Source organism: Anaerosphaera aminiphila DSM 21120 (assembly GCF_900129925.1).
GTDB classification, from domain to species: Bacteria; Bacillota; Clostridia; order Tissierellales; family Peptoniphilaceae; genus Anaerosphaera; species Anaerosphaera aminiphila.
The window spans coordinates 46,918-61,635 of record NZ_FQXI01000007.1 but is presented as its reverse complement, the minus strand read 5'-3'; the positions used below and the strand labels follow the sequence as shown (position 1 = coordinate 61,635).

Here is a 14,718-nt window from a genome sequence, read left to right as displayed (position 1 = left end):
ACCTCCTAATCCTTTCCCATTTCAGTTGGCTTAGTGGTCATAATACGGTAGAGTTCCGTATCTTTTGGGAATTTATCGGTAAAGGGTAGTATCACATTGCCGTAAAACAATAGTCCTTCACCTTCTCCTGATTGGGTTACATAGGAAAGCTGATGAGGGGAGATGTTAAGCTGTTTTGCTAAGATTTGTCTATCTCCTGATGCTTGGTTAAGCATATAGATGAAGTCGGAGTTTTCAAAGATATTTTCCACCTCACGAGAGGATAACAGGTCTTTTACATTTTGGGTAATACCTGTAGGAATTCCTCCCCATTTTCTAAATCTTTTCCATATCTCCACAGAATAGGCGGCAGTCTGTTCCTCTTTTAATAGTAAGTGAAACTCATCCATATAGTAACGAGTAGCACGTTTTTCTGCTCTGTTTACTGTTACTCTATTCCAAACTTGGTCTTGCACCACAAGCATTCCTAGTTTCTTTAATTGCTTTCCTAACTCCTTTATATCAAAGCAGACAAGGCGGTTTGTAATATCCACATTGGTACGGTGATTAAATACATTTAATGATCCAGTTACATAGATTTCAAGGGCAGCTCTAATATGCTGTGCCTCCTTTTCCTGCTGATTTTCAAGAGCATTAAATAAATCTTCCAAAATAGGCATCTTTTCTGCTACAGGGTCAGCAAGGTAATCGGTATAAATAAGTCGGACGCAACGGTCTATAATACTTTTTTCCACAGGCTGTAATCCTTCTTTACCACCTACAATAAGCTCACATAAAGATAATATAAAGTCCGATTTTAAGGATAAAGGACTTTCATCATCGGAATAATTAAGGTTAATATCCATAGGGTTGATATAGTCTCCAGATGTAGGGGAAATCTTAATTACCTGCCCTCCTAATCGGTCTACAAGGGGATAATACTCCGCCTCCGGGTCACAAATAATAATGTCATCACCAGTAATTAGAAAGATATTGGTAATCTCACGCTTTGCAGAGAAAGATTTACCACTGCCGGGTGTTCCTAAGATTAACCCATTAGGGTTTTTCAGCCTTTTTCGGTCTACCATAATAAGATTGTTACTTAGGGCATTCAGACCGTAATACAATGACTCTCCCCTTGATTGAAAGAGTTCCTGCGTTGTAAAGGGAACGAAAATCGCTGTAGCGGAAGTGGTTAGACTTCTTTGTATGCTAATCTGATTTAGTCCAAGGGGTAAAGAGGACATAAAGCCTTGTTCTTGCTGAAAGTCCAGCCTTATCAATGAACAGTTATGTTTTTGTGCAATTCCTGATGCCTGAAATGCAATATTTTCAAGCTGTTGTTTATTATCAGCAGTGTTCATTACAAGAAATGTCATAAGGAACATTCTCTCATTTCTGCTTTGTAAATCTGCAAGTAGTTTTTTAGCCTCTCCCCCATAGGTAGCAAGGTCAGAGGGTATAATATCCATGTCGTAGCCGGAACGGACTGCCTTTTTTTGTTCCTCAATTTTCATTTTATCGAGGTCGGTAATTTTACGTTTAATAGTCTTAATTGCCTTTACTTGGTCGAGAGACTGAATGTGCATGGTAATTAAAAGATTGCTTTCCATATCAAGAAAATCAGCAAGTACCCTGTCATTGAGTTCGGGAGCCAGTATCTGTAAAAAGGAAACTGCACCATATTTATTACCTGTTTTAAAAGTTCTGCCCTCACGGAATTCAAAAGATGAGGGGGCAATAAAATCCTTAGTAGATAATCCTGATGGCACAAGCCATTTCCAATCAAAATTAAACTGCTCATTGCCATCCATTCTAATAATATTATGGCAAAGTTTTAGTCGTTCTTTTCCATCAAGGGATTCTACCGATACTCCCATTCGCTTTAGTCCATTCCATAGGTCATTTTCAATTCTCTCTAACCTCGGCTTTGCAATCCTAATGTTATCAGCCTCAATACCAAAGGTTAGATACTTGGTTTTCGTTAAACCGTTGTTTCCCTTTGCAAGCTGATTATGGAGCATATCTGCATATTCAGTACGGATACTGTCAAAATCATCCTCCTGTGGCTTGATAGCAATACTGCTTTCATAATCTTTAGCATTGGCAGTCATATTGAGAAAGGAAAATTGAAAGTAAATAGAGCTATCAAAATAGTTTAGGAAGTCGCACCAGCTTTCAAAGATAGCTGTCTTATCCTCATTTTGAGCCAGTTGATAGTTGATGTCTTGAAAGCCTATAGTCTTTGTATAGAGCTGATCCCTAACATGACAAATTCCATCGGGAAACATACGTAGATAGGGAATACTGTCCTGTGCTGACTTTTCCTTTTTATTAGTATTCCTTGCCCGTAAAATAGCGACGTTAATTTCTTTCCTATCTGCTCTTGTCAGTTTTGCGTTTGAGCGAGTTACTTTGTTTGCCTGTGACAATGTGTTTTACCTCCTTATCCAGCCTTGCTTGCCGCATGATAACAGCATAGAAGTTATTTGTTCTATAGGGTCTTTGTTTTGGATTTAAGAAACGCACAGCAAGGTAATGTTTTAAAATAACCTCAAGTGGCTGCCCATGTTTTTCATACATAGCGAACATAAAAAAAGGCAACATGGAAAATATCATTACCAGGGATGCAAGGCTTGTATTTGTTCTATCCTTTAGCAGGAAGAACAAAGGCAATCCAACCACAAGAGCCATAGAAAAGCAGATAAGCTGCCTTTTAGTAAGATTAAACATAACCTTTGTTTTTACATTACTTAAATCCTTTGGTACAGGTACATAAGCCATAAAATTCTCCTTTCATTTTGTTAATGGGCACTGAAAATACTCTTTGACAATGAGCCTGTCTTAAATAGGGTAAAACATAGGAGTACCGTGTATCCTACACAAGTCCAAATAGCTCCCATAATGTCGCTGTCCTTGGCAATAGATTGTACTAATACTGCATATATGCCTACACATACCATAATGAGAAAGGCTTGAAAGCCAAGAGCCAACATTGATTTCAGGTAGTTTTGTCCCATGCCTCCCCATTCACGGTTTACCATAGTGGCAAAGGGGATTGCTCCAAGGGAAGTCATAAGATAAATCTCAATCATACGTCCATAGATGACTACGAAAATGCAGATAGTCAATGCACGCATGGTCATTCCTACAAACATACTTTGCAGCCATATTCCAAGCAGTGGACCAAGTTCCATTTCCATAAGTCTGGTTTCCATATCTGCTATAGAGGCAGTTATATCTATACTGGTATCTGAAATAATTACTCCCGCCGCATTGGATACCACATGCTGTGACATATCAAAAATCCCCATAATGATGTTAAAGGTATTGGTTACTATCATTACAGCTACAAAGGTTTTGAAAATCCATTTGAAGAACATGAAAGTTTCAATATCGTGAAGATTATTTTTCTCAATGACCATTTGTATCAGCTCGTAGCACATGACAAAGGTCAAGATGATGCCGGCAATTGGTATAATTACGGTTTCGGAAAGGGATTGTATCATAGAGAAGACACCGCCATTCCATGCTGACGGCGTCATTCCTACTTCCCCTGCGATTTCGCCAACCTTTTGGTTGACGTTATCAAACATTCCCGATAAGTTTTCCGTAATACCACCGACTAACATCTCTTTGAGCCACTGGGTAATGCTGTCGATGATGCTTTGCATAATTTAACCGAACAATCCGGAAAGCAAGGGTACAAGGGTCATGCCGATCAGTGCTACGCCACCGCCAGCCATGAGTTGTTTCATACCTTGTGATTTTGCACCTGGATTATCATTTCCATATCCTTCAAGCAAGTTGATAACGCCCCAAATTCCAAGCCCTGCTCCAAGGGCAATAACAAGTGTCTGTAATACATCTACTGCTGAATTAAAAAATGCCATAATCATATCCTCCTAATTTCTTTGTTTTATTTTTAGGTAAAAAAATAACCGCTACTATGCGGTTTAAGTCTCATCTGTAAGGTCTATTTCATAAACATCATATACCTCATCAGGCTTTGGTTTTAGTTTTGTGGACAGATACTTTTCAATATCAAAGGTGTTTCTTTTATCAAAGTCCGATAAGTATTTGTAATTGGGGTGCTTTGTAATGTCATACTTCTCGGATAGAAACGGGCGAACACCTCTTAGCTGTAAAATGCACTTGCCACCGTCCATAACAGCAAGTTCATCCATACTCATAAGCTCCTTTCCCAGCTTTTGATAATTAAGCCCATAACTTCTTTGTGAACCTCTGGTATCGGAAGTGTTGAACATATCAATGGTTTCTTTACCAAGGGTTTCTGATAAATCTTTGAGGGTGGTTTTTTCCTTGCCTCCAAGGAAAATCATGCTGTCGCAGTTGCCTATAATGGTATCTGCATTTTTGCTGACCAGATATAAATTTCTGTATTTCTTCATTTGTAAATTCCGTTGCATTTGGTATTAAATTTTCAAGGATCCCTCCTCGTTCTATTAATCTTTTTGTTCTTGCTTTTCTCTCTTTAACCTTATCTTGGTTTTTAATTTTCTTTATTATTGGGTTGCTTTAAGCGTTTTTCTTTTCCAGCTTTCTCAATTTTTATTTGCTTTAATTTTAATTTCTTTTTTTAGCATCTTTCATGTCTTTTCTTCTCCTCTGATATTAGTTCATAGAAAAAGCAACCTGACTATACATCAAGTTGCCTCATTATTAAATGTTTTTTCTATTATTTCTCTAATATTCTCAACATTTTTATATATAGCTTCCCAAGTTCTTCCACAGTTTGAGCAATAAATTTTTCATTATCACATTCTTTATGTGCTTTCTTTGATAACCTTGCCATCTTCTCCTGTATCTCAAAAATTTTTTCATTCCCATATAAAGGTATTTGATATCTAGGATTGATTGGAAAAGATCGGCTATCTGATGACATATTTACAAATTCATTTACTACATTAGAATTTATTATCGCACATATATAATGAGCTTCATTTAAAGAAATATATTTCCCATCAGGCCTTTGTGAAATTGTAACGGCATGATTTTGGAAAACAGGTCTTTTATACTCGCCCCATGGAGTCTCTATTTCACTTACCACTGTCGCTACATTCTTTGTATTGTCTCTAAATGCTACAAAATGAGGTGCAAAAGAGTATTCCCCGACTCTCGCTAGTGAGTAGTATGGAATATCTTCACCATTAATCAATTTCTTACTATAAGCACTTTGATTTTCAAATAATCCTTTAGATTCGTTAAAAAACTTAAATATTTTTGGTGATTCTTTCCTTAAAGTAAGTTCATCTATTGCCACCTGAGTACTTACATTTTTATCATATACAAATGGCACTAGAAATTCACTTGTAACTTTAAAAGGTTCTATATCTTTTCCTTTTATCAAAGGATGGAGGTATTTATTTTCAAAATAGTATCTTCTCTGAGGTACTTTAAACTTAGAACGTTTTACTTGCACATTTTGAACAGTAATATTTTTACTATCCTCTTTACCTTGATCAACGGTTTCAAAAATTAATAATTCTTGAGGATAAACTTCTACTCCCTCTCTGCCCCTATATATTGATTTTTCTTTAGCCAATAACTTGTATTCTTCAATTGTTACTAAACTACTTTTATTTATAACTGTGAAATTTGTAGTATCTTCATTCAGTTGAATAGCTAGCGCCTCATCTTCCTCGAAAGTATTCTTAAAATCTATTTTCTCCTGTTGTGAATTTGCCCCTCTTTTCTTTTTATATTTAGTTACGGGAATTCCTTGAGCATAATCTTGTTCTTTGTATGAAATATAATAAGTATAGAATTTTTGAGTAACATCGACAAATGGATTGCCCGATTTAGTCCAATCATGTGCTTTCATAAAATATGCTCTAGAACCATTATTCAAAATCAAATTTCTATATCCTTCATATGTTTGTTGAACCAAAAAAGTATCAGGCATAAGCATTCCAAACACTCCATCATCAGATAACCAAGTACTTATGGATACATTTGTTATTAAAGCTGCTATATTTAAATTAATGCCACCTGTATAAGCATCCCCTGAGAAAATAGTATCTGTTATTTCTAAAGACTTAATCTTTTCCCTATAAAGCGAAGGCAAGTTTTTCCAGTCTACCCAAGGAGGGTTTCCAACAATTAAATCTACTTTTCCAATATTTGCTGTTGTTAAATAATTTGTAATTATTCTTGCCCAAATACCATTCCATTTTTTATCTTCAAACTCTACAAACGTCTCTGATAATTCTCTAAGTTTTTCCTGAATAATACTTATGTGTCTTTGATTAGATGGTATTAACTCCATAAGCCTAATATAGATAGCATCTGAATTTAATGCTAGTATATCTAATTCTATATCTATCATTATTCTTGAGAATTTTTTTAAATTCCTTAAACCAATCTCAGGGAAAAAAACATCAAAAGGTGCAATTTTTGTGTCAAAAGAATACTTTATAAATGGAATTTCCTTTATTTCTATTTTTTCTGGGATATATGCTGCATCGCCAGAATATACGGGTATCTCAACTTCTGTATCAAAATAAATAAAATTAGTTATATTTAAAAAATAGTTTACACGTGCAGTAATAACTGCCAAAGGATTTAAGTCAATTCCAATCACTCTTGTTGTAATTTCCCTTAAAATATCCGCACTATCTAGACCTTTCTCTTTGCATTCTTCTACTATTTTATTTATTAATACAGTTAAAAATGTGCCGCTTCCACAAGTAGGATCTAACGCTCTCCATTTAGCAGTTTGAATGTGCACAAGAGATTCATTTACAATATGCTCTGCTAACCATTCCGGCGTATAATACTCGCCTAAAGAATGTCTAACCTCGTAGGGAATGATTGATTGATAAAGCTTTTTGAAAAAATCATTAGCAATATACTCTCCTTCATTTACAAATTTAATTGTATATATGTTCAATTTTGCAATAATTTCTTGAATGCTATTTGATATTTTTTCATTCCATTGTTCTTGGCTTGAGTACCATGAAAAAAAGTCCCCCTCTAGTAAGTTCTGAATCCCATAATCTCTAATAATTGACCCTGACTCTAGTTCTTGCATTTGAAGTCTAAGTGATTGATAATCTAAATTAAGTAATTCTTCATATTGTATAAGAGAATCATCATACTTCACTTGGGAAATTACTTTAAAAGCTATTAATTTAATTAAAATAGCATAGGATGTTTGCAAAGAAAATAAAGCATTATATTCTTCATCAATAGTTTTAAATTCATTATTAAAATATTTAGAAAGAGCTTTTCTTCTTTCAATAATAGCTCTTTGCTGGGAATTATCATCATGCGATAGTTTGAAAAGATGTTTCCATTCAGTTAATAACATCCTAGTTTTATCTGTACCAGTGTCTTGCAAAGAACGAAACAAGACCATTGCTAGTTTTCTGCTTGGTGAGTTCTTACCTCCCCCGAAATCATCTGCAAGGCTATCAGCAGTAAAATCTTTTTGTCCCAAACCAATTATATTTTTTATTAATTGATCAATTTGCAAATGTCCAAGAGGTATAAAATCTGTATTTTCAAATTTACCTCCATTCTGTATAAATGTAGCACACTTAATGCCATCGGTTACCATTCCAAATGTTTTATTATTACCCTTTAAATTAAAGCCGTCCAGGTAATTCTTTATTTGATTAAGTGCTGATAATTGATCTTTGTCTGATGATAAAGTTCGTGGCTGTTTGAACTCTATGACTACATTTCCGATTGATGTGTCAGCATGTCCTTTGCTTATGGCTCTAACTGTGTCTACCGCTTCTTCTTTCGTTGGATAATATGAGATATCCAAGTGATCAAATAATTGATTAAATATTAATGTAAGGTATTGATCAAATCTAGTTTCAATTGTTTTTTCATTTGGAGCAGTCTTTGCATCTTTATTCATAGCAATGGCCATATCGTAAATTGCTTTTTGATATATATCTGAATTTAGAACTGCTTCCAGTTGTTGTTTTCTAAACTTGTTTTTATCTATTTTCATTTTTCCCTCCACCTACTATTTTTATTAGAATAGTTATATGAGTATTTTTACGTATCTCTAGCTTATTCATCCTTAAACTCAATAACTTCATTAGGAGAAAGGTTCATTGTTCTGCATATTAGTTCCAAATTCTTCATAGATATATACTCGTTTTTTCCCATATTAGCCAAAAGATTAGATGATATTCCCGTCAGTTCCTGAAATTTTATCTTCTTCATATCCCTTTTAGCAAGCTCTACCCATAAGGGTCTATAACTTACACCCATAATTTCTCCTCCCTTTCCTTATAGATAGATTGTATCATTAATCTTGCTTTTATGAAATATAATCTTTGTAGTTTCTTTTTCATCCAATTCTTTTGCTTGTTTTCCTCTCTATTTTGGTATTAAATGTTTCATACCTTGTGATTTTGCACCTGGATTATCATTTCCATAGCCTTCAAGTAAGTTAATAACTCCCCAAATACCAAGTCCTGCTCCAAGGGCAATAACAAGTGTCTGTAATACATCTACTGCTGAATTGAAAAATGCCATAATTAAATCCTCCTAATTTCTTTGTTTTATTTTTGGGTAAAAAAATAACCGCTACTATGCGGTTTCAGTTTCGTCTGTGAGGCCGATCCCATAAACATCGTATACCTCATCAGACTTTGGTTTTAAGTTTTGAACAGATACTTTTCAGTATCAAAAGTGTTTCTTCTATCAATAACGATTATACATAGTTAATTTATCCCACTACTTTTAATAAAAACCACTTATAATTCTGCATGATTATATTTGATTTTACAATATAACCCGCAACAAGTAATAATAGACCAATACCTACCATACCCATACCGGTAGCACTGCCAAGATTTTTAATCGCAGGAATGAAAAATAATATTATTCCAACTCCCATAAGTATAGATCCTATGATTTGAATAACACCAATACTTCTTTTACTTTTAATTACTCCCATTAACACTTCTTCTGATTTTTCCTTTAATACTTCATCTGGAATATGTTCTCCAGCTAATAATTCATTTAGAGTTATTCCTAAACTATCACATAAAGAAGTAAATAGCGATACATCTGGCATAGATTTTCCATTTTCCCATTTTGATACCGCCTTATCGGTAATACCTAACTTTTCGGCTAATTGATTCTGAGTTAATCCTTTTTGTTTTCTACAATCTGCAATAAATCTGCCAATTTTAATTTGATTCATTTGTGATACCCTCCTTATACAGATTTATTTTAACATATTAGATTAAAGGATTGTATCTACCGATGGTAGAGTGGATGAATTCCCTGTTTTTTGTCCCTACTAGTAGTTTACTGGTATTTTATTTTCGTCTGTGAGGTCGATTTCGTAAACATCATATACCTCATCAGGTTTTGGCTTTAGTTTTGTGGACAGATATTTTTCAATATTAAAGGTGTTTCTTTTATCATAATCCGATAAGTATTTGTAATTGGGGTGCTTTGTAATGTCATATTTCTCGGAGAGGAAGGGGCGAACACCTCTTAGCTGTAAAATGCACTTGCCACCATCCATTACAGCAAGCTCATCCATACTCATAAGCTCCTTTCCCAGCTTTTGATAATTAAGCCCGTAACTTCTTTGTGTTCCTCTGGTATCAGAAGTGTTAAACATATCAATGGTTTCTTTACCAAGGGTTTCTGATAAATCCTTGAGGGTGGTTTTCTCCTTTCCTCCAAGGAAAATCATGCTGTCACAGTTGCCGATAATGGTATCAGCATTGTCTTTATATAGAGCCTTTAATTGGCTTTGTGCCTGTAAGACAAGGCAGGCGGAGATTTCACGGCTACGGATTGTTGCCATGAGTTTTTCCAACTTAGGAATCTGCCCAATATTCGCAGCTTCATCAATTAGACATCTTACATGAACAGGTAGTCTGCCTCCATATACATCGTCTGCCTTATCACAGAGAAGATTGAAAAGTTGTGTGTATGCCATGGACACCAAGAAATTAAAAGTATCGTCTGTATCGCTGATGATTATAAATAGGGCAGTTTTTCTATCTCCCAAGGTATCCAGTTCCATTTCGTCATAGGCAGTCAATTCTCGTAATTCCCTAATGTCAAAGGGAGCCAGCCTTGCACCACAGGAGATGAGAATAGACTTTGCGGTTTTTCCTGCTGCTAATTTGTACTTCTTGTACTGCCTTACAGCAAAATGCTCTGGGTCTTTTTCCTTTAAGGCATCAAACATTAAATCTACTGGATTTTTAAAGTCCTCATCATCTTCCCGAACCTCAGAGGCATTGATAAACTCAATAAGGGTGGAGAAGTTTTGCTCATGTTCTGGAGCCTCAAAATAGATATATCCAATGAGAGCTGTGTAGAGCAAGGTTTCTGCCTTAAGCCAAAAGTCATCCCCTGCCTTTCCTTCGCCTTTAGTATTGGCAATGAGGGTAGTAACTAATTTCAAGATATCCTTTTCGCTTTTGATGTAGGCAAAGGGATTATAGTGCATGGATTTCTTAAAATTGATGGTATTTAGGATTTTGATTTTATATCCCTCTCGCTGTAATAATTTCCCGCATTCCACAACAATACTACCCTTTGGATCAGTGACCACATAGGAGCTGTGGCATTGCATGAGATTTGGTTTCAACCAAAATCTTGTTTTCCCGGAACCGGAACCGCCTACAATAAGCACATTTTTATTTCTTGCATTCTTAGGGTTCTTTGGACGGTTTGACATCATTAGTTTTTCTGTCTGTGTAAGTATCACATTGTTTCGGAATACGGGATCTACAAAAGGGTGAATATCATTGGCATTACCCCAACGTGCTGAGCCATACTCTATACCTTTTCTATATTTCTTGGCGTTCTTGCCTTTAATATAAACAACAAGACGGATTATAGTAGCAATCAAAATACCAAAGAGCAAATCCTTTGGGTAAAAGCTTGGGAGTAGACTATTAAAAGCTATTGAAAAACCCTCCCTAAGATTTAATATCTTTTGTCCAAGGTCAAAGCCTGCTGAATACCTCCATGCCTGCGATACCTTTGTAAAGAAGAGGGCAAGCAAGAGATAGGGGATATTCAGAATGAGGAGTTTTCTAATTTTTCCATTCATAGGCTTTGCTCCTTGTTTTTGGATTTTACCCTGTCGGTAATAGAGTTCTTTACAAGCTGAGCAAACTTTTTAAGTTGTGCCAACGCTGAAGGTCTTTCCGCTTTTTTCATGGTCTTTGCTGTAAATTCAGTAAAGGCAGAAGTAATGGCATCTGCATCTCTGCCCTTGAAAAAGACAAGGTATTTAGGTGGTGATACAGATTTATCTTTTTTGATGGCAAAGTCCACACCGTATTTCTTTGCCACACGTTCAAAACTTTTGATATTTTTATCTGTAACCTCAATGTTACTTAGTCCTTGGTCTTGCTTTGCAAGGTTTTTCACGCTCTGCTTTCCACGAGGAATTGCGGGTTCTTTCACCTTCTTGTTTTTACGCCATGCTAAATATTTAAGAATAGCTGATTTTAACGTTCTTGCTGTCAGCTTTGTACCGCTTATAACAAGTGCTACCGACCTGTTTTCTACTTCTTCTTGCATAATAAAATCCTCCTTTCATGGTTTGAAAATATTTATTACGGTGGAACAAGCAACCGTCTAAGGAGATAGTCAGACATTGGCTTTTTCCCTCCCATGTCCCTTGACTGTCAAAATTCCATCAAGGGTAGTAGCTGTAATACGAAGTCGATCGGCAGTGGCAATGTCATTTTTTACATTTTCATCTATCACATCACCGCAAACTACAAGCACACGGGAACGCCTTAACATATCCCTTGCCATATCAATCCCGTCCTTATGTTCCTCCGGGATTTCGTCGTTTAGATAAAGCGGAAGAAATAACAGAGGACACATAGGGGTAAATCCTGCTTCATAGATTTTTCTGCAATATTTGGTGGCGGTTTCAGTATTTTCAAACTCGTTCATTCCCCAAGCAGCTGTAATATATGCCATTGGTCTTCTCATAATTCAAAACTCCTTTCTAATTTTGGATACAAAAAAGGCATCTTGCTATTCCTATAAAACAGGTGCAAAACGCCTTAATATTTTCCTTTAAAATCGTGATTTACAAGTGCTGAATAGTAGTTGTCTATAGTTGAGGGAGCATTAAAAAGTGTTGTCAGTAGATATCTCTTGATATTACGAATATAGGTGGTAGTCTTTTTCAAACACTCAAATACATAATCAATATGGAGACTGTTAATTCGTAACAGCTTTTCTTTGACCAGTTGTGAAGGGTAATCATCTCCTGAAATATTGATAGTGTCCTTTGTGGAGCACAGAGTTTCTACCATAAGCTCTACAATTTCTTCTAGGCGTCCACGGTCATGGTGAGTTTTTATATACTCGTATTCAATATTTTTTAATACCAGTTCTTTGACTTCTTTTACGCTTTTCAATCCAATCGAATCATATCCCATCTTTTTTTCTTCTGGTTCTTTATTTGCTGGATATTGATTTGATGGATAAGGATTTGATACCTCCATACTTAATAAATCAGTATTTAATATATTAGTACTTAATTGGTGGGGTTTTTCCAAGATAGGTTCATCCTGTTTAGGTTTATCCAAGATTGGGTTTTCCAGTATTGGTTTCTCCTGTACCTGCTTATCCAAGATTGGATTTTCCCCTTTATGTGAAACATCAGTAGTATCAAGGGATTGTGGCTGTTCGAAAATTGTATACTCTATTGTAGTTAATTGCCCTTTTTCATTGCGTAATCTTCTACGAATAACATAGCCATTGGCTTCAAGTTCCTTTACCCCACTGTTAATACTATCAATACCATCCTTACATATACGAGAAAGTCCCTTTGTTGTATAATCCCAATTCTCTGGAAGAGAAAGCATAAGGGATAGTAAGCCTTTTGCCTTTAATGAAAGCTCTGTATTTCTCAAATGGTGATTTGACATAACCGTATAATCTCGTGTTTTTTCTACTCTAAATACTGCCATAAGTATCACCTCTTTTCCTGCCTGTATTATTGTCTATCGTTCTTGATCCCTTGTCCGTTTTTTATGCCATCCTTCAAGTAATTTCATAATGGTTTCCTCCATTTGTTTAGGTGTATATGACTTTGGAAAATATTTTTTTAACTTATCCCCAGTAAGGGTTACCTTATCTAAATCACCTTTCTTTTCCTCACTCATAATGGCACTCATTACCTCAAGGGTTAATTTTCCTTCGTTGCTAAACTTCTTTAAACGCTGTGCCTGTGAAAGCGAGGGAGTAGCTTGCTCCATATCCATAGCATCAAGCAAGTCGGTTTGTTCCTCTTTTTTAAGGAATGATAGCTCTACAGCAGGATTAAAGGCAATTTTCTTTTCATCTACCATTGAAAGTATTTCGGGGATAAGGTGGGTAAGGCGGATGTAGCGATAAATTTGATTTTTGCTTTCACCAACTTGCTCGGCTAAAAGTTCACTTGCTTTTTTGCCTAATAAATTATTCCCAACTTGGGAACCATTTTCTTTTAATGGTCTGCCTGCCTGTCTTTTCATTGCTGATAATTTCATTTTATATGCAAAGGCTCGTTCACTTGGTAAGATATTTTCTCTCTGCAAGTTGCTGTCAACCATAATAATAACAGCTTCATCATCGTCAAGGTTACGGACTATTACAGGCATTGTATCAAGCTCAGCAAGTTCACAGGCTCTTTTTCTTCGATGCCCTGCAACAAGTTCATAACCACCTTCATCACGAGGTCTTGCAATGGCTGGAACAAGAACACCATATTGTTTAACACTTTCTGCTGTGTCAAACATGGCTTCATTGTCAATTACCTTAAATGGGTGGTCTTTAAAAGGAAACAGTTCTGTTAAAGGGATTTCAATTATCTTCTCTCGGTTTTCATCAGCCCTGCTTTCCTCTGTGGAAAATAAATCATCTACTGATGCCAGCTTTATGTTTTTGGCGGATCTTTTCAATTTTAAGCACCTCCTTGGTCAAACTTTTATATCCTTCTGCAACCTTTCCCTTTGGATCATGAGCAAAGATACTTTTTCCCTCTGCACTAATTTCTGCGGCTTTAACTGAACGGGGTATATCAGCATTAAATACTTTAATACTGCCTCCATAAGTCTCTCTTACCAATGCACTGATGTCCTTTGCAAAATTAGTACGCCCATCTACCATAGTTAAGAGAATCCCGTCAATTTTCAATTTTGGATTTATCTGTCTGCGTACCTTTCCAATGGTCTGTAATAGCTGTTCTAATCCTTTTGCTGGGAGATAATCCGCTTGTACAGGAACGATTACACTATCTGCCGCAGCAAGGGCATTAATTGTCAGCATTCCTAAAGAGGGCATACAGTCTAAAAGAATATAGTCATACTGTTTTTTCACCGTATCAAGGTATTGTTTAAGTATGGTTTCTCTGCTCATGGCATTAACAAGAGATACTTCCATGCTAGATAACTCAATGTTAGCAGGGAGTAAATCCACGCCCTCATCATGTTTTAAAATACCCTCTTTAGGCTCAAAAGCTGTATCAGTAATCACCTTGCCCATGATAGTAGCAAGGGTAGTATCAATACTATCTGGCTGTGAATGCCCCAAACTAATAGATAAACTGCCTTGAGGGTCTGCATCCACAAGTAATACTTTCTTATTTTCCATAGCTAAACCTATACCTAAGTTGGCACAGGTGGTTGTTTTGCCAACACCGCCTTTTTGGTTGGCTATGGCAATGATTTTTGCATTCAATTCTGTTCCTCCTTTTAATTTTGTGCA

The 14,718-nt window shown here is 35.9% G+C and carries 15 protein-coding genes; all 15 read right to left on the bottom strand.

What is annotated here, in order from left to right; genetic code table 11:
- Nucleotides 1-5: 5 nt before the first annotated feature.
- The 15 genes from BUB47_RS05860 to BUB47_RS05785 all read right to left on the bottom strand — a co-directional run bounded on the left by BUB47_RS05860 (nt 6) and on the right by BUB47_RS05785 (nt 14,691).
- On the bottom strand, nt 6-2,411 hold the full coding sequence (locus BUB47_RS05860; protein WP_073184659.1) for a VirB4-like conjugal transfer ATPase, CD1110 family: 2,406 nt from the start codon (nt 2,409-2,411) through the stop codon (nt 6-8).
- Nucleotides 2,356-2,763 (bottom strand): PrgI family protein, encoded by a 408-nt coding sequence (locus BUB47_RS05855; RefSeq protein ID WP_073184657.1) that lies wholly within the window; start codon nt 2,761-2,763, stop codon nt 2,356-2,358. Before BUB47_RS05855 ends, BUB47_RS05860 begins: the two co-directional genes overlap by 56 nt.
- Before the next feature lie 20 nt (nt 2,764-2,783).
- Nucleotides 2,784-3,575, bottom strand: coding sequence for a VirB6/TrbL-like conjugal transfer protein, CD1112 family (locus tag BUB47_RS05850; protein ID WP_456059106.1), 792 nt, complete (start codon nt 3,573-3,575; stop codon nt 2,784-2,786).
- Nucleotides 3,576-3,656: 81 nt separating this feature from the next.
- Nucleotides 3,657-3,872, bottom strand: a complete 216-nt coding sequence (locus BUB47_RS05845; protein WP_073184654.1) for a Maff2 family mobile element protein — start codon at nt 3,870-3,872, stop codon at nt 3,657-3,659.
- A 63-nt stretch (nt 3,873-3,935) separates the two neighbouring features.
- On the bottom strand, nt 3,936-4,367 hold the full coding sequence (locus tag BUB47_RS05840) for a TraM recognition domain-containing protein (protein ID WP_407639559.1): 432 nt from the start codon (nt 4,365-4,367) through the stop codon (nt 3,936-3,938).
- 311 nt (nt 4,368-4,678) lie between these two features.
- On the bottom strand, nt 4,679-7,966 hold the full coding sequence (locus tag BUB47_RS05830) for an Eco57I restriction-modification methylase domain-containing protein (RefSeq protein WP_073184652.1): 3,288 nt from the start codon (nt 7,964-7,966) through the stop codon (nt 4,679-4,681).
- A 62-nt stretch (nt 7,967-8,028) separates the two neighbouring features.
- Nucleotides 8,029-8,232 (bottom strand): helix-turn-helix domain-containing protein, encoded by a 204-nt coding sequence (locus BUB47_RS05825; RefSeq protein ID WP_073184650.1) that lies wholly within the window; start codon nt 8,230-8,232, stop codon nt 8,029-8,031.
- A gap of 108 nt (nt 8,233-8,340) precedes the next feature.
- Complete coding sequence (locus tag BUB47_RS05820; RefSeq protein WP_073184648.1) at nt 8,341-8,499, bottom strand: Maff2 family mobile element protein; 159 nt, start codon at nt 8,497-8,499, stop codon at nt 8,341-8,343.
- Nucleotides 8,500-8,692: 193 nt separating this feature from the next.
- Nucleotides 8,693-9,172 carry a helix-turn-helix domain-containing protein gene (locus tag BUB47_RS05815; RefSeq protein ID WP_073184647.1) on the bottom strand — a complete coding sequence of 160 codons (480 nt, stop codon included), beginning with the start codon at nt 9,170-9,172 and terminating at the stop codon, nt 8,693-8,695.
- A gap of 99 nt (nt 9,173-9,271) precedes the next feature.
- Complete coding sequence (locus BUB47_RS05810; RefSeq protein WP_073184645.1) at nt 9,272-11,053, bottom strand: VirD4-like conjugal transfer protein, CD1115 family; 1,782 nt, start codon at nt 11,051-11,053, stop codon at nt 9,272-9,274.
- On the bottom strand, nt 11,050-11,529 hold the full coding sequence (locus tag BUB47_RS05805; RefSeq protein ID WP_073184644.1) for a PcfB family protein: 480 nt from the start codon (nt 11,527-11,529) through the stop codon (nt 11,050-11,052). Before BUB47_RS05805 ends, BUB47_RS05810 begins: the two co-directional genes overlap by 4 nt.
- A 69-nt stretch (nt 11,530-11,598) precedes the next feature.
- A complete protein-coding gene (locus tag BUB47_RS05800; protein WP_073184642.1) occupies nt 11,599-11,952 on the bottom strand; it encodes a DUF7768 domain-containing protein in 354 nt (117 codons plus the stop codon).
- A gap of 74 nt (nt 11,953-12,026) precedes the next feature.
- A complete protein-coding gene (locus BUB47_RS05795; protein WP_073184640.1) occupies nt 12,027-12,941 on the bottom strand; it encodes a DUF6017 domain-containing protein in 915 nt (304 codons plus the stop codon).
- Nucleotides 12,942-12,974: 33 nt separating this feature from the next.
- On the bottom strand, nt 12,975-13,913 hold the full coding sequence (locus tag BUB47_RS05790) for a ParB/RepB/Spo0J family partition protein (RefSeq protein ID WP_073184638.1): 939 nt from the start codon (nt 13,911-13,913) through the stop codon (nt 12,975-12,977).
- Nucleotides 13,870-14,691, bottom strand: coding sequence for a ParA family protein (locus tag BUB47_RS05785; protein WP_073184636.1), 822 nt, complete (start codon nt 14,689-14,691; stop codon nt 13,870-13,872). The genes BUB47_RS05790 and BUB47_RS05785 overlap by 44 nt, the downstream gene beginning before the upstream one ends.
- Between the last annotated feature and the right edge of the window lie 27 nt (nt 14,692-14,718).

Bases quoted from the DNA above. Each gene is read 5' to 3' on its own strand.
- BUB47_RS05815 (WP_073184647.1), bottom strand. From the start codon at position 9,172: ATGAATCAAATTAAAATTGGCAGATTTATTGCAGATTGTAGAAAACAA.
- BUB47_RS05795 (WP_073184640.1), bottom strand. From the start codon at position 12,941: ATGGCAGTATTTAGAGTAGAAAAAACACGAGATTATACGGTTATGTCA.
- BUB47_RS05820 (WP_073184648.1), bottom strand. From the start codon at position 8,499: ATGGCATTTTTCAATTCAGCAGTAGATGTATTACAGACACTTGTTATT.
- BUB47_RS05845 (WP_073184654.1), bottom strand. From the start codon at position 3,872: ATGGCATTTTTTAATTCAGCAGTAGATGTATTACAGACACTTGTTATT.
- BUB47_RS05825 (WP_073184650.1), bottom strand. From the start codon at position 8,232: ATGGGTGTAAGTTATAGACCCTTATGGGTAGAGCTTGCTAAAAGGGAT.
- BUB47_RS05800 (WP_073184642.1), bottom strand. From the start codon at position 11,952: ATGAGAAGACCAATGGCATATATTACAGCTGCTTGGGGAATGAACGAG.
- BUB47_RS05810 (WP_073184645.1), bottom strand. From the start codon at position 11,053: ATGAATGGAAAAATTAGAAAACTCCTCATTCTGAATATCCCCTATCTC.
- BUB47_RS05805 (WP_073184644.1), bottom strand. From the start codon at position 11,529: ATGCAAGAAGAAGTAGAAAACAGGTCGGTAGCACTTGTTATAAGCGGT.
- BUB47_RS05850 (WP_456059106.1), bottom strand. From the start codon at position 3,575: ATGTTTGATAACGTCAACCAAAAGGTTGGCGAAATCGCAGGGGAAGTA.
- BUB47_RS05830 (WP_073184652.1), bottom strand. From the start codon at position 7,966: ATGAAAATAGATAAAAACAAGTTTAGAAAACAACAACTGGAAGCAGTT.
- BUB47_RS05855 (WP_073184657.1), bottom strand. From the start codon at position 2,763: ATGGCTTATGTACCTGTACCAAAGGATTTAAGTAATGTAAAAACAAAG.